The organism is Paenarthrobacter sp. 10L420 (assembly GCF_056395385.1).
Genome location: NZ_JBFTJK010000001.1, coordinates 331656 through 348286 on the forward strand (window position 1 = coordinate 331656; position 16631 = coordinate 348286).

The 16631-nt window shown below is 61.7% G+C and carries 17 protein-coding genes and 1 pseudogene; 9 read left to right on the plus strand and 9 right to left on the minus strand.

What is annotated here, in order from left to right; translation table 11 throughout:
• Positions 1-95: 95 nt before the first annotated feature.
• Complete coding sequence (locus AC1DD5_RS01510) at positions 96-1313, plus strand: MFS transporter (protein ID WP_442016532.1); 1218 nt, start codon at positions 96-98, stop codon at positions 1311-1313.
• Between the two features lie 49 nt (positions 1314-1362).
• Here the strand turns inward: AC1DD5_RS01510 and AC1DD5_RS01515 are convergent, their stop codons facing one another.
• Together AC1DD5_RS01515 and AC1DD5_RS01520 are read right to left on the minus strand one after the other, a co-directional pair.
• Entirely contained in the window at positions 1363-1773 is a 411-nt protein-coding gene (locus tag AC1DD5_RS01515; RefSeq protein WP_442016531.1) for a DUF6855 family protein, read from the minus strand.
• Positions 1770-2339, minus strand: a complete 570-nt coding sequence (locus AC1DD5_RS01520) for a hypothetical protein (RefSeq protein ID WP_442016530.1) — start codon at positions 2337-2339, stop codon at positions 1770-1772. Before AC1DD5_RS01520 ends, AC1DD5_RS01515 begins: the two co-directional genes overlap by 4 nt.
• 102 nt (positions 2340-2441) lie before the next feature.
• Here AC1DD5_RS01520 and AC1DD5_RS01525 point away from each other — a divergent pair, with 102 nt between their 5' ends.
• From AC1DD5_RS01525 to AC1DD5_RS01540, 4 genes are read left to right on the plus strand one after another with little or no spacing between them, the layout of a single operon-like run.
• Positions 2442-3179: a phosphatase PAP2 family protein gene (locus tag AC1DD5_RS01525; protein WP_442016529.1), complete on the plus strand. Its 738-nt coding sequence runs from the start codon at positions 2442-2444 to the stop codon at positions 3177-3179.
• Positions 3179-3856, plus strand: coding sequence for a DedA family protein (locus tag AC1DD5_RS01530; RefSeq protein WP_442016528.1), 678 nt, complete (start codon positions 3179-3181; stop codon positions 3854-3856). The genes AC1DD5_RS01525 and AC1DD5_RS01530 overlap by 1 nt, the downstream gene beginning before the upstream one ends.
• A complete protein-coding gene (locus AC1DD5_RS01535; RefSeq protein ID WP_442016527.1) occupies positions 3853-4527 on the plus strand; it encodes a response regulator transcription factor in 675 nt (224 codons plus the stop codon). The genes AC1DD5_RS01530 and AC1DD5_RS01535 overlap by 4 nt, the downstream gene beginning before the upstream one ends.
• Positions 4520-5572 (plus strand): sensor histidine kinase, encoded by a 1053-nt coding sequence (locus AC1DD5_RS01540; RefSeq protein ID WP_442016526.1) that lies wholly within the window; start codon positions 4520-4522, stop codon positions 5570-5572. The genes AC1DD5_RS01535 and AC1DD5_RS01540 overlap by 8 nt, the downstream gene beginning before the upstream one ends.
• A gap of 4 nt (positions 5573-5576) precedes the next feature.
• Here the strand turns inward: AC1DD5_RS01540 and AC1DD5_RS01545 are convergent, their stop codons facing one another.
• The 5 genes from AC1DD5_RS01545 to AC1DD5_RS01565 are packed head-to-tail and all read right to left on the minus strand — an operon-like array spanning position 5577 to position 8761.
• On the minus strand, positions 5577-6329 hold the full coding sequence (locus AC1DD5_RS01545; RefSeq protein ID WP_442016525.1) for an ABC transporter permease: 753 nt from the start codon (positions 6327-6329) through the stop codon (positions 5577-5579).
• Between the two features lie 47 nt (positions 6330-6376).
• Positions 6377-6892: a hypothetical protein gene (locus tag AC1DD5_RS01550; protein WP_442016524.1), complete on the minus strand. Its 516-nt coding sequence runs from the start codon at positions 6890-6892 to the stop codon at positions 6377-6379.
• Positions 6889-7590: a signal peptidase I gene (locus AC1DD5_RS01555; protein WP_442016523.1), complete on the minus strand. Its 702-nt coding sequence runs from the start codon at positions 7588-7590 to the stop codon at positions 6889-6891. The genes AC1DD5_RS01550 and AC1DD5_RS01555 overlap by 4 nt, the downstream gene beginning before the upstream one ends.
• The gene (locus AC1DD5_RS01560; protein WP_442016522.1) at positions 7577-8197 is read right to left on the minus strand and encodes a SipW-dependent-type signal peptide-containing protein; all 621 of its coding nucleotides are present in this window, start codon (positions 8195-8197) and stop codon (positions 7577-7579) included. Before AC1DD5_RS01560 ends, AC1DD5_RS01555 begins: the two co-directional genes overlap by 14 nt.
• A 33-nt stretch (positions 8198-8230) precedes the next feature.
• The gene (locus tag AC1DD5_RS01565) at positions 8231-8761 is read right to left on the minus strand and encodes an alternate-type signal peptide domain-containing protein (protein WP_442016521.1); all 531 of its coding nucleotides are present in this window, start codon (positions 8759-8761) and stop codon (positions 8231-8233) included.
• 211 nt (positions 8762-8972) lie between these two features.
• On the opposite strand from AC1DD5_RS01565, the gene AC1DD5_RS01570 reads away from it, so the two are divergent.
• On the plus strand, positions 8973-9224 hold the full coding sequence (locus AC1DD5_RS01570; protein ID WP_442016520.1) for a hypothetical protein: 252 nt from the start codon (positions 8973-8975) through the stop codon (positions 9222-9224).
• A gap of 33 nt (positions 9225-9257) precedes the next feature.
• On the opposite strand, the gene AC1DD5_RS01575 is transcribed toward AC1DD5_RS01570, so the two are convergent.
• Positions 9258-10169 (minus strand): phosphatase PAP2 family protein, encoded by a 912-nt coding sequence (locus tag AC1DD5_RS01575; protein WP_442016519.1) that lies wholly within the window; start codon positions 10167-10169, stop codon positions 9258-9260.
• Between the two features lie 314 nt (positions 10170-10483).
• Positions 10484-13174: pseudogene (locus AC1DD5_RS01580) on the minus strand (AMP-binding protein).
• A gap of 193 nt (positions 13175-13367) precedes the next feature.
• Between AC1DD5_RS01580 and AC1DD5_RS01585 the strand changes: the two are divergent.
• The 3 genes from AC1DD5_RS01585 to AC1DD5_RS01595 are packed head-to-tail and all read left to right on the plus strand — an operon-like array spanning position 13368 to position 16629.
• Positions 13368-14786: an ABC transporter substrate-binding protein gene (locus tag AC1DD5_RS01585; protein WP_477520418.1), complete on the plus strand. Its 1419-nt coding sequence runs from the start codon at positions 13368-13370 to the stop codon at positions 14784-14786.
• Positions 14783-15748: a carbohydrate ABC transporter permease gene (locus AC1DD5_RS01590; RefSeq protein WP_477520419.1), complete on the plus strand. Its 966-nt coding sequence runs from the start codon at positions 14783-14785 to the stop codon at positions 15746-15748. The genes AC1DD5_RS01585 and AC1DD5_RS01590 overlap by 4 nt, the downstream gene beginning before the upstream one ends.
• Positions 15749-15756: 8 nt before the next feature.
• The gene (locus AC1DD5_RS01595; RefSeq protein WP_477520420.1) at positions 15757-16629 is read left to right on the plus strand and encodes a carbohydrate ABC transporter permease; all 873 of its coding nucleotides are present in this window, start codon (positions 15757-15759) and stop codon (positions 16627-16629) included.
• The last annotated feature ends 2 nt before the right edge of the window (positions 16630-16631 follow it).

Sequence of the window (16631 nt, forward strand, 5' to 3'; positions counted from 1 at the left end):
ACGAGGCCTAGTCTCGCGCGCAGTTGTTGCGGTTCCGGATCTCCGGAACTGCGACAACTGCGAGGCGGCTGGGTCAGAGTCCTAGGATGAAGGGGATGACAACCACCCAGCAAGACCAAAACTTCAGCCTCCGCAGCATTGCTTTACCGGCCTTCGGGCCTGCGCTGTTGTTCTGTATCGGCGAGGGGGCGGTTCTTCCGGTCATCGCGCTCTCGGCGCGTGACCTTGGAGCATCCGTGGCAGTCTCCGCGTTGATCGTCACGCTGATCGGCTTGGGGTCCTGGCTCTTCAATATCCCGGCATCGCTCATCACCATAAAGTTCGGCGAACGCTGGGCAATTGTTGGGGCAGGTGCCGTAGGAGCCCTTGCCCTCGGCGCGGCAGCTTTCGCTCCACAGATGGAGCACGGGATCTGGTTGCTGGCAGCAGCTATGACCTTGGTGGGTATGTCGGCGAGCGTTTTCAACCTGGCCCGCCAGAAGTACCTCACCGAGGCAGTTCCGGTGATGTTCCGCGCCCGTGCGTTGTCCACATTGGGCGGCGTTACGAGGATCGGCATCTTCATCGGTCCGTTCATCGGTGCCGGCGTGATGCAGTTCGCCGGAATCAGCGGGGCGTACTGGGTTGGTTTTGTCGGGATGATGGCGGCCGCTGCTTTGTCGCTCACCATCCCTGACTTGGTGGCTCCCGATACGTCCGACGGCGGGCCAGTCATCCCGGCGTCAACGCTGCGAAATGTGGCTGCTTCCCATGCCGGGGTGTTCCTGTCTGTGGGCTTCGGAATTCTGCTGCTCAGCGCTCTGCGTGCTTCGCGCCAAGTTGTCATCCCGTTGTGGGCCGATCACTTAGGCATGGACGCCACGCAAGCATCGCTGATCTACGGCCTCTCAGGCGCCATCGACATGTTGGTGTTTTATCCGGCTGGAAAGCTGATGGATCGCAAGGGACGGCAGTGGGTGGCGGTTCCGTCCACAGTGATCATGGGGACGGCGTTGATCCTCATTCCGTTCACTGGTGGGTTCCTTCCGCTGCTGTTGACTGCCCTGTTGATTGGCTTTGGCAACGGCATCAGTTCCGGGCTGATCATGACACTGGGTGCTGACTTCTCACCGGACAATGGAAGGAGCCACTTCCTTGGCATCTGGCGGTTCATTGCCGATTCTGGTGCAACGGGTGGGCCGGTGCTCTTGTCTGCCCTGACTGCTGCCATTTCGCTCGCTGCTGGCGTCTGGGCCACCGGCGTCCTGGGCTTCGCAGCGGCAGCCGTGTTCGCCGTCGCGATCCCTCGACTGAAACATCGGCGGAACTACTAGCCGCGCCCTTTCAACCGGAGTGGGAAGCCGCTTTCTCCACGGCAATGGGTTAGCTGGGGAGGGCTCGAACCATGTTGTTGCGTTTCTCGTGGGTCAGTTCGACCAGCCCGAGTTTTTCGAGCAGCGGGGGGAGGTACATCCCAAAGCGGCCGCGGTATCCTTTGCGGAGCCCGTACCACCCGGATACAGGGTTGGCCGGATCCCGTCCCCATGCCTCGACGCTTCCCTCCGGTGCTGGTTTGCTCTCATCGGCTGCGCCCAGGGGCACCCAGTCCTCCTGCTCACGGAGCCAGGCGGACAGATCCTCGATGGCTCGCAGGTGATACTTCAGGGTCGTCGACCCTACTTGGCAAACGAGGGCCGGTGGGTCTGACTCCGGGTCGCGGTACATGGAGTACTCCGACGAGCCCGGTGCCGTGACCAGCACCCATGGGTCTTCCTTCGTTCCTTCAGCACTCATGACAGATCCTTTCCCGCATCTCCGGTTTCAGCGTAGCGCCGGAGCGAACGTCCCCGAAATATCTCTGCGGCGCCGTATCCCAAGCCAAGGACAACCATGCTGCCCAGCCATGCCGCCGACAGGAAGATCAGGACCATCCAGTTCCTGTCCTCGACAGGTTTTAGCGACTGACCCGCGACGACTACCTGTTCCCCAGCGGCTCGTGCCACCACCGCCATCCGCAGACCGGGCTCCGGCTGCCAGGTCACAGCATCGGATCCGGTCCGTCGTGCCGCCTCGAGCACGCCCTCAGGAAGGACGGGAAAGGACCCATGAAGGACAGCAGTGCTGGACACCGGCTTGTTATTCGCCCCGTAGACAATGACGAAGACACCGCTGTCAGGATTCAATTCCAGCGGCGGCGTACTCGGCGCCGGCGAATCAATGGCTTCAACCCGTGCCGCAGCAGCAGCCGTCGGCGCATCATTCGCTGCCCGCCGGCCCAATTGCTGCAGCGTGACATAGGTACTTCCGAAGATCAGAGTGACGATGATGGCTGCGGCCAGCCAACCGATGACGCGTTGCATTCCTTCATCATGGGCTCAATCCGGCCGGGACACACTTCTTAACGAGTTCTTAATTGCCCTCACGGAGGATTGGAAGAACGATACGTCCTGCCGAAGGGTCCCATGTTCCCGCAATCCACACCTGGCTCCGTACCAGTCCAGCGGCTGCCCGCCCCCAAACACTGGCTGACCGTTGGGCTTATTTTGGTGGCAGTCGTCATCGCCGTCGGGCTAGCGGTCCAGTCCGTGCCGGGCTTCACGTCGGCTGAGTTGGCTGTGGATCAGAACTTCAGCCGCAACCATAACCCTGTCCTGACCGGTTTAGCTCTGGCCTTGAACCTGCTGTTCGAGCCTGTGGTGGGAGCGCTGGTGGTGCTCGCCACAAGTCTGTATCTCCTGCTGATTCGACGTTCCCCACAGAAAGCTGTGCTGTTTGCCCTCACAGTGGGTTCGGGATGGTTGAGCTGCCAACTGTTCAAGGTGGTCATCGGCAGGATCCGGCCGGACCCGACACTGTTGTTGGACCCGCTGGCGCCGGAGCCGATATCCAACAGCTTTCCCAGCGGACACACATGTCTGGCCGTCGCCCTGGCCATTGCAGCGTATTTCCTGGCCCGGGGTAGCCGCGCGGAGAAGCCGGTTCTCTGGACAGGAATGATCCTCGCAGTGATCGTCGCCTGGTCCCGTGTCTACATCGGCGCGCACTATCCACTGGATGTCATGGCATCGTTTCCGGCAACCATTGGCGTCGTCGTGTTGATGGCTGGTCTCTGGAACCGTCAAGCACCCTCGATCGTGGCCCGGCTGCAGTCCGCCCGGTCATCCCGTTCCGACGCGAGTCCACATCGAAAGAAGCCTTAATGGAAGCCCTCGCTCTCGCACCGACACTGAGCCCCGCCGAACTGCTGCCAATCCTGGATCCTGCCAGTCTGCTGCAGGGTTTGGGCCCTGCAACGCTGGCTGTCGTGGCCCTGATCATCTTTATCGAGTCCGGGGTCCTGTTCCCCTTCCTGCCGGGCGACTCGCTGCTCTTCACGGCTGGCCTGCTGCACCAGCAACTGAATCTGACACTGCCCGTACTCATCATCGTCGTGAGCGTGGCGGCGATCGCAGGCGACCAAGTAGGCTACCTGCTTGGTCGCCGGTTCGGACGCCGATGGTTCTCGGATGATGCCCGCATACTGAAGACTGCACACCTGAGAAAAGCAGAAGAGTTCTTCCGGCGCCGTGGTGGCTCGGCACTGGTCCTGGCGCGCTTTTTACCCGTGGTGCGAACCTTCGCACCGCTCAGCGCCGGAATTGCCCGCTACCACTACAGATCCTTCGCTCTCTGGAACATCACCGGGGCAATCCTCTGGGCCGCCTCGGTGACGCTGCTCGGTTCCTGGCTGGGCCGCTTTGACTTCGTGGCCAAGAATATTGACGTCATAGCAATCATCATGGTCCTGGTGTCCGTGCTGCCGTGGGGCATCGAATTCCTCAAGCACAAGCGGGCCCGTGCGTCGGAAAAAGACCGGCGCGCAACAATGGATTCGTGATCACTGCAACCAAGCCATCCCTGCTCCTGGTGGAAGACGACGTCGTCCTCGGGCCGCTCATCGCCGAACTGCTGGAGCCGGACTACCAGGTTCACGTCGCCGTCGACGGCCATGAAGGCCTGCATCGGGGACTCTCCCGGATCTGGGATGTGATGGTGGTGGACCGGGGCCTGCCCGGCATGGACGGCGTCGCGCTGATTGCCGCCCTCAGGTCCAGGGGTATCGCCACCCCTATCCTCATACTCACCGCCCTCGGCGCAACGGAGGAGAAGGTCAGGGGACTCGACGCCGGCGCGAACGACTACATGACCAAGCCCTTCGACATTTTGGAACTGGGGGCCCGGCTAAGGGCGTTGACCCGGAGTTACCAGCAAGAGTTCAAGACCTTAAGTATTGGAGACTGGGAACTGGACCCTTCTTCCAGGTCCATCCGTTCCATTCACGGATTCCTCGCCTCATTGACTGCCAAGGAGAGTGAATTGCTCGCGACGATAGCCGCGCAGCCGGACCACGTCTTCACGCGGGAAGAGCTCATCAATGCCACCTCCAGCCAAGGTGAACTGCCCGGAGTGATCGACACCTACGTCCACCACCTGCGCAGGAAGATCACCAGATCGATCATCCGTACAGTGCACGGGGTGGGGTACCAGATCGGCGATGCGAATGACTAAACATCCTGCTCCTTTGGACCAGGACCAGGCATTCCTGCGTAGGGCATCCATGAGGATCGCTCTTCGCATCAGTGCCGCCTGCGCAGTTCTGGTCCTCTGCCTCCTGGCGGCGTCTACGCTTTACCTGCTTAACCAGTCCGGCATCCCGGAACCGGCTGAACCCGGCGCCGTGTACGCCTATCTTGATACCAACGATCTGATCAAAGCCATGATCATCGCAGGGGCAGCCGGCATCCTGCTGGCTGGGGGCATTGGCTGGCTCAGTGCCCGCAGTGCGATCCGTCCGCTGGGCGAAGCGCTGGCCATGCAGCGGCGCTTCGTCCAGGACGCGAGCCATGAGATGCGCACGCCCTTGGCCATCCTGGACGCCAGAATTCAACTGGCACAGCGCGGCACACCACCTGATACGGCAGCCGCCCAAGCGCTTGCCCGGATCCGGAGCGACACTGCCGCGCTGACCGCGATAGTCAATGAGCTGCTGGAATCCGCCACCGGAACAGTACAGGAACCGGATATTGCCCTGACCAACGTCGCGGGTGTTGCCCAGGATGTTGTGGACAGTATCCGCCAGTTAGCCGTTGACCGAGGCATCACCCTGGATTGTTCCAGCGTGGGGCAACCGCGGGCGCTTATTGATCCTCAAAGACTGCACCGTGCGATCCTGGGTCTGGCCGAGAACGCACTCGTCCATACGCCGGCGGGAGGCCACATAATGGTCGCCACCAACGTGGCCGGCGGCCAGGCCACAATCACCGTGACCGATACGGGCCCAGGCATCACAGGCATTGACCGGGCCCGGATCTTTGACCGTTTTGCTCGGACCACCCATCTTGGCCTGGGCCAGCAGCAGCGCAGTTTCGGAATCGGGTTGTCCCTTGTTCGCGAGATCGCCGTCGCCGCAGGAGGCTCCGCGGACGTGGCCTCCACGGGCCCAGACGGCACCTCCATGAGGATCACACTGCCCTTGGCAACGACAAAGCCAGGACTCCCACGGGAAGGTACGGCCCAAAGCTCCGTCCGCCGTTGGCCTTCACGACGCCAGTAGCCGATCACCGGTCCAAGCGCGCCGGTCGCACCCGAACAGCGGCACGGGAAGCGATGACTGAAACGGCGGTAAACGCACCGCCAGCCATGATTCCGGCCAGAACCACAATCTGGAACCGGCCGGCTTCGAGCGGTGAAATGCCACCGAAAATCGCACCGACAAAGGCACCTGGAAGAGTTACCAGCCCCGTGGTCTTCGTTTGGTCAATGGAGGGAATCAACGCTGAATAGACGGCGCGACGGGCCAATTCCAACGTTGACCGGCGAGGTGTTGCACCCAAGGCCAACCACCCTTCCACTTCCTCCCAGTGATCATTAACGGCCTCCGAGAAACGGCGTCCAGCCAGAGTGGCCGTGGTCATGGCGTTGCCGATGATGATGCCACCCATCGCCAATGCATAACGTGGAGTCAGCTCAACCGCGCCAGTGGCGAAGATGACGCCGAGCGTCACGGCGACCCCCAGACCCATGGATCCGCCAACGAGGCCAAGGGTTTTCCAACTCCACCCGATGCGCCGGGCAGCAGTGGTTGCAGCCACAGCAAACATGATCAGCAGCGCCAGCGCCACGAAGACGGGACTTGAGATGACACCGCTGAGGATGACACTGATAGCGGCCAGCTGAACTGTCCCCCTCAGGATCGCCAACGCTGGCGCCCACCTGTACGGCACTTTATAGGTGGTCAGCACTGCCGCGGTCAGGGTCACGAGGAGGCCGATCCCTAGCAGGGTCGGCCCCAAGGCCTGAATCGTCGTCATCGGGTCAGCCTATCGAGGCGGTTGCAGCTGCCCGAGGCCGACCCGCGCTACACCGGACAGGTCAGGAATTTTCCATTACCGGAGAGCTTCAAACGGCGTAGCTCGCCCGTGGCTGTGGTCCCAGTGTTTTGCAACGCTGTCACCTGAACGTCGACTTCAGGGTTGTGGCCGTCAAGGATGGCGGTGGCGAAGATGGGACTGCTCGGCGTCAAATCCAAAGTTGCAGACGGAGGCAGCACAGGGATGGAGACATAGACGCTGCTGGTGCTCATCTTGCCGCCGACCGTCATCACCGTGGGGGAACTCAGACCTGCGATGCTGATCCGGACAGTGCTCGTAGTTATCTGCGTGCAGGTCAACGTCAATACGACAGGCGCGCTGGGAGTTGGGGTTGGTGTGGGGGTAGGCGTTGGCGTGGAAACCGCGGCTCGAACAGTCATGGTTGCGTTGGAGCTCTGCTCCCACAGCCCGAATGCGGACGTTCCACCGATGCCCACCAATATAGTCAGGCAGAAAAGGCCAACCGCCCAGGCTTTGGCCGAGGGGCCAGTTCCCCGCTTCACGCAGACTGCCTTTCCTTTCGCGAGCCCCGGATTTCCCGGAACATGGTGAACCCACCGTAACCGATCAAACCCGCCGCGCCCACGGCCAGCCACAGTGAGCGGTCGCTGTTGCCCAAGGCGTTCGCGACGAACCCCACGAACGGCACGGCGTACAGCAACTTGCCGCGCACCTGGATCTCACGAACGGGCTGGGGATCCGCGACGTCGTTGTTGTCGCCCTTGGTGGTGAGCGTCTTCTCGCCCGTCTGGAGGAACCCGAAAGCAATGATCCTGTGCGTGATGACACCCGGCTTGCCCGATTCGATCTGGTACGTAATCACGTCGCCGAGCTTCAATTCGTCAAAGTCCGCTGCCTGCGAAACCAGGAACGTGCCAGGTGCGTACTTCGGTGCCATGGAGTTGGTCAGCACGGAATACGTTTGCGAGCCGGTCACCCTGGGCAGCATGATCAGCACCGTGACTGCCAGGAGTGCAAGGGAAAGAAGTACGACGCCGAGTCCCCGGCCGATGCGGGCCAGTACCCGTGCGTTGGAAGAACGTTCTGAGGAAAGCCGGCCGGCTTCCTTCAGTTCCCCATTTTCGGGTTCGACTGCGACGGACGCGTCGGCGCCAGATTCGCCAAATGTGGTGTCAATCGTCGTGTCCAGCACGAGCTCATCAAGGCTATTGCGATCTACGAGGGTACTAGGCGCAACCATTGGGAACCCCACATTTCTGACGAGCGTGCAGCGGAAGAGTGATTGAGACGGAATTTCCCTCGACGCTGGAAGGTGCGGCAGCGTCCAAGGTCACCTTGAAGCAGAGGGTGGAGGTGGCACCTTTGGCGATTGCCGGCGTCGTAAATCCTGCCCCGGTCAAAGGCTGATAGCCGCTGGCCGATGAGCATGCGGTGCTCGACGCGGCGCTGGCGGCAGTCACAGTGAGATAGCCGGCCATGGTGCCCCCGGATACGTTGCTGACAGTAGGCGCCGTAGCGGTGACGGTGATGTCAAAGACCCCACCGGCGTCGCTGGCGTTTCCGATTCCCATGGACGTGTAAACGGAGCTGCCGCGGGCCAGGTCCGCCAGGGGCGCCTGTGCCGTGGTCAGTGCCAACGTGGTCGCTTGGTCATTGACGGTCATGGGCACCGAGGACCCGGAAGGGTTCCCTGTCAGGTTGACGGTAAAACTGGATGCTTTGACCGTGCCCGGCTGGGCAACAGCGGTAGCGGACCAGAGTGCGTACGTACCTTGGACGGCCATGAGCCCCAGGAGCACGGCCGCGACCATAAGGCCAGCCGTCTTGATGCTCCTGGGGATTCTCATTGACACTCCTGTTGAAGTTGTTGCGGGGCAGGACTACTGGAGGCCGGACTGCTGGACCTGTGTCAGGGTGAAGGATACGTTGCCCAGGTTCCTGCTTGCGTTGTTGTCCGTGCGGGTTGAGGTGCTGGACTTGAATTCGAAGGTGATGCTCGCCGTGACATGCTGCGAAGTGGTGAGCGGGTTGGCGATGACGGCCCCGTGAGCGTCCGTCAGCTTGGGTGACGTAACCGTGACGTTGGAGGGATCGAATCCTGCGCCTGCACCGGTGTTCGCGGCAACGAGGTTGGCTGCCATTTTGTCGCCGGTGAGGGTGACGTCCAGATCCTGTGTGTAGGTCAGGAGATCGCCAGGAACCACCAGGTACGTGGCGAGGTTGACCGGGTTGCCTGCGCGGTCGGTCCAAACGCCGGTTGCGGCCTGGACGTTCAAGTTGCCAGCGACAATGGTGCCTGCTGCCGCGGAATCCGAAGCGTTCCACCAAGCCAGTGTTCCTCCGCCACCCAGGAGCAGCGCTCCACCAAGTGCCAGTGCCGCTGCGCCTTTAAGCATTGTTGTGTTTTTCACCGTGAGACCTTCTTTCGTGTTGTTGTGGCTTCTGCCTTGCGATTACTTTCGCGGTCTCAGATCAAGGGTCCATGCGGCGCTGGCTCAAGGTTGGATCAAGTTTTTCCGGGTTTGAAACCGAAGATGTTGCAGCCCCGAAATAATCCGTAAAGGTGTTTGTAATCTCGTAAAAATATGCTTGACGCACTGAGGGAATCTGCCCAGTGTGGGAATGTACTCAACCATTGAAGGGGCGGCGCTGATTACTATGCACATCAAGGAATTCTGGAATCAACTTTCACCGGAAACGCAGCAGTGGCTTATCGATAATCCGGGAAGCATGATCATCCCACGAACCCAAACGGCCATCCTCAACAACGAGACGGGTGAGGATAGCCCTGTCGACGGGCACGGAGGCACCTTGCTTACGGAAGAGGATCGGGACTTCATCCGAGCTCAGGCCCGGCACATCGAGCGGAAGTAAGCTGCCGCCGTCGAGCCTTAACTCCCTGGTGCTTTAGCGCTTCCTGGCCGCCAGGCCGAACAGCCACGTCCCGCCAAGGGCTGACAGGTACCCGGCAACCACAATGAATGCAGTCCCGGCCCAGAAGTAGTCAACGGTGCTGTCCGGGCTGAGTCCCGGCATGACCTGGAGCAGTGAGTAGCCGGCGACGATAGCTGCCAGGAGCAAGGCAACGGCGGTCAACCATACCCAGAGTCGTGACGCTGCCCAGTGCTCGCCGTAGCCTTTCCAAACGTTCCAGCTGGTCCCGCTGCGAAGGATCAGCCATCCGGCAGGAAGCATGACGGCGCCCACCACGAGGAAGGCGGCTACGACGTCGGAGGGCCGATGCCATTGGTTGATGAGTGTCGAAACCCCAGTGGCCACGGCGAAGGTGCTGCCGAGGAAACCTGCCAGGGGTCGCCAGCGGGGCGAGACCATGAGGAAAACCGCAGCAGCAGCAGAGGCTGCCAACGTTGTGTGGCCAGAGGGGAGGGAATTGAGTTCAAGTGTTTGGACGCCGCGATCGGGCCTGTCCGGGATAAACAACTTCAATACCTGCGTAGCCAGGTTGGCGGCAATGCAGGCGGCCACGGCAATTCCGGCGGCAGTCCAACGGCGACGCGCCACAGTCACGAAGAGCACCACGATGATAGCGATCGCCAGTGACAGGATGGGCAGCATATCCAGGAATTTGGTGGACGCCCTGCCCGCAGATCCGCTCAATTCAGTGGCCTCAACCAATGCGGACTCGTCGATGAACTGGCCCATGGTGGTCCGCACGAAGAAGTAGTACGTGACCACCAAGCCCAGGATGCTGGCGACTGTACCCAAGCCAAAAAGCAGTCCTGTACCGACGCCGGGCTTGCGACCTTGTGCTGACCGGTCAGGGGACATCGCTATGGGGCGGGACTGCTGGGAACTCATTGAATCAAGACTGCCACAGTTCGCTGAAAGGCTCATGTGAGGACGCGTCGGGCGCGGCGCACCTACCGGCGCGTATACCAATAAGGTGCCTTATGGTCAAGGGCGAATCCGCCTATTCTTAACCTATGGAACCTACTACAGGCCTGATGCTGGCGTTGCTGGCTGTGATTGTCTGGCTGGGGATAACCATTGTGCCGCTGGTGCTGTTGGCTCCGTCGCATTCCCAGGAGGAAGATGGGGCCTCCTCGAATCGGAGGGGCCGCCGTGACGGCCGCAGGAGGGCGTTTTCGGGAGCACGGCCGGTCTTCTCACACTCATCCGCGAGCACGCGATCGCTGCGGCATCCTCGCATCCAGCACTGAAATCCTGTCCGGCTCTGGAAACCTGTCCGACCCGGAATCGCCATCCGGCCGCGGGCCGGAGGCATTGAAGTGGCGCCGCCTTTGGCGGTCATGCAGCCATCGCTCCACGCTGCCCATGGCGCGCGTCGCCGCAGCCCAGTAGGCTACGCCCACCAGCACTGATGCCGCGAGGGCCAACCCTTTGTGGGTCTGTTCAAAGAGCGGATAGACCAGCCAGTGCGTGACGTAGATATACAGTGATGCGCTGGCCAGCAGGGCAGTGATGCGGTGCAGGCCGCGCGGCACGGGCAAGGTAGGAATCCAGAGAAGGATGAGGAAACCTACCAGGATGGTCGCGCTGCGGTGTTCGTTGCTGAAGGACCCGGGGATCGTGAGTAGGGCGAAAGCGGTCATGGCGGCGCGTTGCCACCACTCCCGGGAAACAGCTGCAGCCCATCCGAAGGCGAACAACCACAGGACAGGCCCTTGGCCAGGGTAAGGCAGCTCGATGATGTCGAAGCGCTGCAGGAGGTCGATGGCGGCCAAGGCGAGTGGAAACGCCCACGGCCATCTGCGTGCCGCGCGGTCCACTGCTGGTGTGGCCAACAGGAGAGCCAACCCGATCAGGATATGAACCAGCACTTCGACGAACCAGAAGCGGGACATATCCGTCCACCCCTGGGGACCAACGATTGAGTTCAACAAGAACACGTTGTGCCAGCCGTAGTCGTCAGTGACGGCGAACGCGACGCCGATGACCAGGACGCTGGGTACGACGATCCGCACGACAGCACGCAACTGCCTCCGGAGCCGTTCCCGCCGGGAACCCGTTAGTTGGAAGCGGGCAAAGTTATAGCCGGCCACCGCCATCAGCACGTGGGCGGTGCCTTCCTAGGAGAAGAACTTGATGTGCGTGGCCACGATGAAAATGATGGCCACCGCGCGCAGCACGATTCCCGTCTCCATGCGTGCTGTCAGCTTCAGCTTCCCCTGCCAGTTACGGAGAAGTGCCTTGGCGCGCGCCGTTTCGTGGGCCGGGTGGGCTTCGGCTTCACGTGCCGGGACAAGCTCGCAAATGGGCATGAGGTGCCAGCCTTGCGGGATGCGGCCAAGTGCACGCTCAAGCCTTACCGACGCCGCCACGTAGGAGAGCGAATCTCCGCCAAGGGAAACGAAGCTGTCAGTCTCTGTGATGTCCGGGCGTTCCAGGACCTCTGCGAAGATCTCGAGCACAGTCTCTGTCACCGGGATTTCTGTCCTGGGGTGGGTCTCCGGCTGCTCTGGCTCAGTCTGCGCAGACAAAGCAAGGATGGCCGGATAGTCAGGCTTCCCATTGCCGAGCCGTGGAATGTCGGGCACCGCATGCAGTTCAACGGCCGCACGAGGGACGCCCAGGTCCTGCGCAAGGCTCTTGGCGACCAAGGCAAGATCGTGGTGGCCTTCCACTGCTACAACCACTACATCGTCTGAACCAGCGGCAGCGGCGGTGAGGCCAAGGTCTGCAAGGAGTCGCTCAACACGTCCCAGGTCAACGCGGAGCCCAACGATCTTCACGAAGCGGCTGCGCCTGCCCACAATCTCATAGAGTTCATTAGGTCCGAGCCGGGCAAGGTCACCGGTGTGGAGCTCGGTGATTTCCCGGCCAAGGGCCAGGTCTTCGGGCTTCTCGGCGTATCCCAGCATGACGTTTGGCCCGGTGTAGACGAGCTCCGAGTCATCCAGGCCCGGCACTGGTTCGAGCCGGAATTCTCCTCCGGGAATCGCGACGCCGATGGCATGCGGGTGCTCCGCCGCCAGATCCGGTGGCAAGTACGCCATGCGGGCTGTGGCCTCGGTCTGCCCGTACATGACGAAAAGGTCCCAGCCGCGCTCGCGGCCCAACTCTGCATAGGATCGGACGCGCACGGGAGCCAGACGACCTCCAGCCTGGGTGATGTAGCGCAGGCTCGGAACATCCATGTGCTCGAATCCAACACGGTCCAGAAGCTCGAAAGTGTAGGGGACGGCAGCGAACGAGGTCACGCACTCGGTACGGACCAGGACCCAAAAACATGGATCCACTACGGAGAGGTCTGTCAATGCCAAAGATGCGCCCACCAGCAAATGGCTGTTCACCACGCTCATCCCGTAGCAATAGGAGAGGGGAAGTGTCGTGGCGGCAATATCGCTGGGACGCAGGTGCAGGTACTGTGCGATGGCCTCTGCGTTCGCCTGGATGGAAGCCGCGGAAAGGCGAACGAGTTTCGGCGAGCCTGTGGAGCCCGAAGTGCTCACCAAAAGTGCCAGGTCCGGGTGCAGTTGGTGTGCCGTCTCATGGCGGCGCACGTCCAGGACAGGCTCGCCGTTGGAGGACCGCGCAATGACGTCTGGATCGTAGGCGGCAATGAGTGTTTCGGCTGCTTTTCCGCCGCCGACCGGCAGGATCAGCAGCGGATGGCCCGATGCCAGGGCCGCGAGATACATGGTCAACGACGGCAACGTGTTGTCGGCTTCAAGGGCAATGAGACGGCGCTCAGGGCCGAGTTGGCGTGCCATGTCCTCTACGCGCGCGGCTAGGTCGCGGTAGCTGATGGAGCTGTGCCCAGTGTTGATGGCGGTGCGGTCGCCGAACGACGCCAGGTTGGTGGCGAACGAGATTCGGGCAACATCCGGTTGGGTAGTCACGAAAGACTATGTAACAAGGTAAACCTAACCTAACTCAACTGGATAATGCTTTGGCGAAGAATCATGACGTGGCTCCGGCCCTCCGGTTAGGGCCGGGCGGTGGGGTGAGGTTGGTGCAACATTCCCGTGACGATTGACACGTGTTAGGTAGCAGGAATAGGCTACCTGACACGTGTTAGGGAAGGAAATCTACATGCCGGGAACCAACGGGGCTTTGCGACAATTCACACGCAGAACAGCCCTCACAGCCCTCGGTGCCGGGATAGTCGGAGCAACAGCGGCGTCGTGGCCGCGATTGACCGGGACAGACATTCCTGGCCGGGGAGACAACAGCCTCAGTATCGCCATCATGGGCACCGCCGCTGACGCCGCGGCCCGCCAGAAGGTCATCGACGCCTTCGCCAAAGTCCACCCCGAGATCAAGGTCAAGGTCCAAGCCATCCAGGCCGTGGACTGGAAGGACTTCTTCACCAAGATCCTCACCATGGTGGCAGCAGGCACACCGCCGGACGTTGTTTACGTGGCCACGGAAGGTGCCCAGCTCTTCGCCGAGAAACTGGCCCATCCGCTGGACGAGTACCTGCGCCGCGACGCCGACCACATGAAGGAGTACTTCGAAGACGTCCACCCCAGCCTGGTGGAAGCCTTCATGTACAAAGGCAGCCTGTTCCAGCTCCCCATCGACTGGAACGCCGCCAACATGTACTACAACACCGCGTCACTCCGTCAGGCCGGCTTGGAACGCCCCGCCGACGACTGGACGCACATGGACTTCCGCAGCATCCTCGCTGCGATGAAGAAGGCCAAGCCGCAGGACTTCACGCCGTACTACTGGACCAACCGCCTCTTCGGTGGAGTGGTGCCGTGGCTCTACGCCAACGAGACCAGCTTCCTCAAGGAAACCAAGTCCACCGGCGGCGAATGGCTCTGGGACGGTTTCTACGCCAACGATCCCTCGCGCAGCCTCCGCTCCGGCGGCTACCAGTGGCTCGAACCCAACGCGGACGACCCCCGCGTCTTCGAATCCTTCGACTACCTCCGCGGCCTGGTCAAGGACGGACTTGGTGTCCGGCCCGAGGAAGGCGGCGGCGGCGCACTGATCGGTCTCTTCGCCTCCAACAGGATCGGTACGACGCCGGCGGGCGGCTATTGGGTACAAGGCCTCCACGAGGCGGGGATGACAGAGAACGACTTCGACGTCCAGTTCTTCCCGAAATGGCGTACCCAGCGCCACCAATTCGGCACGGCGGGCTATGCGATCATGAAGACCGCCAAGGACAAGGACGCAGCCTGGGAATGGGTGAAGTTCAGCTCCAGCAAAGAGGCCATGCAGATCGTGTTCCCCACACCGAACACCACTCCCGCACGCCGATCCATGGTCAACGAGAAGCTCTACTCCGGCACAGGTCCACGGAACTGGAAAGTCTTCTACGAGACCCTGGACAAATTCCCCACCACAGGTCCCATTCCGGCACCACCCCAGCAGGCCGCCGTCGAAACGGCCCTCATGAAGAACGTATCCCTGGCTGTCAGCGGGGACGAGCGCCAACTCAAGCAGGCTCTCGAATCAATGCAGCGCGATCTTGAACTGGCCCTGAGGAGGCAGCCATGAGCACCGCAACCAGTACCCCCACCGGGACCGGGAAGCAGCCGGGCGGCCGTCAGGCCTCCCACAAGCACAGCCAGCCCTCCAAGCGTGGCCGCGTCCAACAACGCTGGCTGCCATGGGCCTTCCTTGCCCCGACCATCGTGGGCATGGGCATCTTCACCCTGCTGCCAATCGTCGCGTCCGTGGCGCTCGCCTTCTTCCGCTGGGACATCATCTCCGCGCCGACGTTCGTGGGCTTCGATAACTTCGCCGAGGTAGTCCAGGACCCGACCGTCCGAGTCTCGTTCCTCAACACCATCATGTTCGTCATCGTGGCCGTAGCCCTCCAGCTGGGACTCGCGCTGGGCCTGGCGATCATGGTGCAGGAGAAGCTCCCGTCCTGGCTGAGGGTGTTCTTCCGCTCCGCGTTCTTCTTCCCACTGATCCTGTCCGCAGCCTCGGTGTCCATCTTCATGCGCTATCTCTTCAACGAGCAGTTTGGCGTGGTGAACTGGCTGCTCTCGCTCGTTGGTGTCCCAGCGGTGCCGTGGCTTACGACGCCAGGTGGTTCGGCCGCCGTCGTGATTCTTGTGTATGTATGGCAGAACTTCGGATTCTCCTTCCTGCTGTTCATTGGTGGGCTGGCCTCGATCCCGGTGGAGACGTACGAAGCCGCGTCGATCGATGGCGCTACAGGTTGGCGCAAGCACTTCTACGTGACGCTTCCCCTGCTGAGCCCCACCACCTTGGTGGCATCGGTGATGGCGATCATCAACGCGCTCCAAGTGTTCGATCAGCCTTACGTGCTCACACGCGGCGGGCCCGGCGACTCAACGCGTACTGCCGTCATGGTGATCTTCGAGTCCGCGTTCCAACGCCTCGAATTCGGGCAGGCCTCGGCGATCGGTGTGATCCTGACGCTCATCATCATGGCCATCACAGCCGCTCAGTTCCGGCTCAGCAAACGATTCGTCTTCTACCAGTAAGGCCCGCCATGACTCTCATCTCAGAACGTGTTGAAACCACGGCGCCTGTGGCTACGCGCAAGAAGCGCGACTGGTCAGTTGCCGGACGTGTCGCCGCCTTGCTGATCGCGGCCGTCTTTGTCCTGGGCCCCGTTCTCTGGACGCTGTCCACCTCGCTGCGACCGCCGTCGGAATCCTTCAAACTGCCGCCGGCCTTCCTGCCCCTGAACCCGGACCTGGCGTCCTACCAGCAGGTGTTCAAGCAACTCAACATCGTGGGACTGGTGCTGAACAGTGCCCTGGTCACCGGGCTGATCGCGGTTGGGCAGATGCTCACCGCAGCCCTTGCTGGTTACGCGTTCGCGCACCTTCGTTTTAGGGGACGGGGCGCGTTGTTCTCCATCGTGCTGGCCACCATGATGGTGCCCGCCCAAGTGACGATCGTGCCGGTGTTCATGCTGATCCGCGGCGTCGGGCTCTCGGACACGCTGCTCGCGTTGATCATTCCTGCCATCCCGACGGCGTTCGGCACCTTCCTGATGCGCCAGTACTTCCTGGGGTTGCCCAGTGAGCTCGCTGAAGCGGCGGCGATCGACGGCGCCTCGCCGTGGCGCACCTTCCGATCCGTCTATGCACCACTGGCTGTGCCAGGGCTGGCGATCGTGGGCATCCTGGCGTTCAACTTCCACTGGAACGAGTTCTTCAGACCACTCATCATGACTATCTCCGAGCAAAACTTCACATTGCCCCTGGGCCTGGTATCGCTGCAGGGCAACCTCGGCACCGGCAGCATCTCCGTGGTGCTGGCAGGCGTCGTCCTCTCCATGATTCCCGCGCTGGTGGTGTTCATGTTCGGCCAGCGCGCACTGCAGGACGGACTCACCGCTGGAACGGGCAAGTAACT

Coding starts and splice junctions, on each gene's coding strand:
- AC1DD5_RS01570 (WP_442016520.1), top strand. CDS start 8,973: ATGTACTCAACCATTGAAGGGGCGGCGCTGATTACTATGCACATCAAG.
- AC1DD5_RS01510 (WP_442016532.1), top strand. CDS start 96: ATGACAACCACCCAGCAAGACCAAAACTTCAGCCTCCGCAGCATTGCT.
- AC1DD5_RS01530 (WP_442016528.1), top strand. CDS start 3,179: ATGGAAGCCCTCGCTCTCGCACCGACACTGAGCCCCGCCGAACTGCTG.
- AC1DD5_RS01555 (WP_442016523.1), bottom strand. CDS start 7,590: ATGGTTGCGCCTAGTACCCTCGTAGATCGCAATAGCCTTGATGAGCTC.
- AC1DD5_RS01545 (WP_442016525.1), bottom strand. CDS start 6,329: ATGACGACGATTCAGGCCTTGGGGCCGACCCTGCTAGGGATCGGCCTC.
- AC1DD5_RS01520 (WP_442016530.1), bottom strand. CDS start 2,339: ATGCAACGCGTCATCGGTTGGCTGGCCGCAGCCATCATCGTCACTCTG.
- AC1DD5_RS01525 (WP_442016529.1), top strand. CDS start 2,442: ATGTTCCCGCAATCCACACCTGGCTCCGTACCAGTCCAGCGGCTGCCC.
- AC1DD5_RS01595 (WP_477520420.1), top strand. CDS start 15,757: ATGACTCTCATCTCAGAACGTGTTGAAACCACGGCGCCTGTGGCTACG.
- AC1DD5_RS01540 (WP_442016526.1), top strand. CDS start 4,520: ATGACTAAACATCCTGCTCCTTTGGACCAGGACCAGGCATTCCTGCGT.
- AC1DD5_RS01590 (WP_477520419.1), top strand. CDS start 14,783: ATGAGCACCGCAACCAGTACCCCCACCGGGACCGGGAAGCAGCCGGGC.
- AC1DD5_RS01560 (WP_442016522.1), bottom strand. CDS start 8,197: ATGAGAATCCCCAGGAGCATCAAGACGGCTGGCCTTATGGTCGCGGCC.
- AC1DD5_RS01575 (WP_442016519.1), bottom strand. CDS start 10,169: ATGAGTTCCCAGCAGTCCCGCCCCATAGCGATGTCCCCTGACCGGTCA.
- AC1DD5_RS01585 (WP_477520418.1), top strand. CDS start 13,368: ATGCCGGGAACCAACGGGGCTTTGCGACAATTCACACGCAGAACAGCC.
- AC1DD5_RS01515 (WP_442016531.1), bottom strand. CDS start 1,773: ATGAGTGCTGAAGGAACGAAGGAAGACCCATGGGTGCTGGTCACGGCA.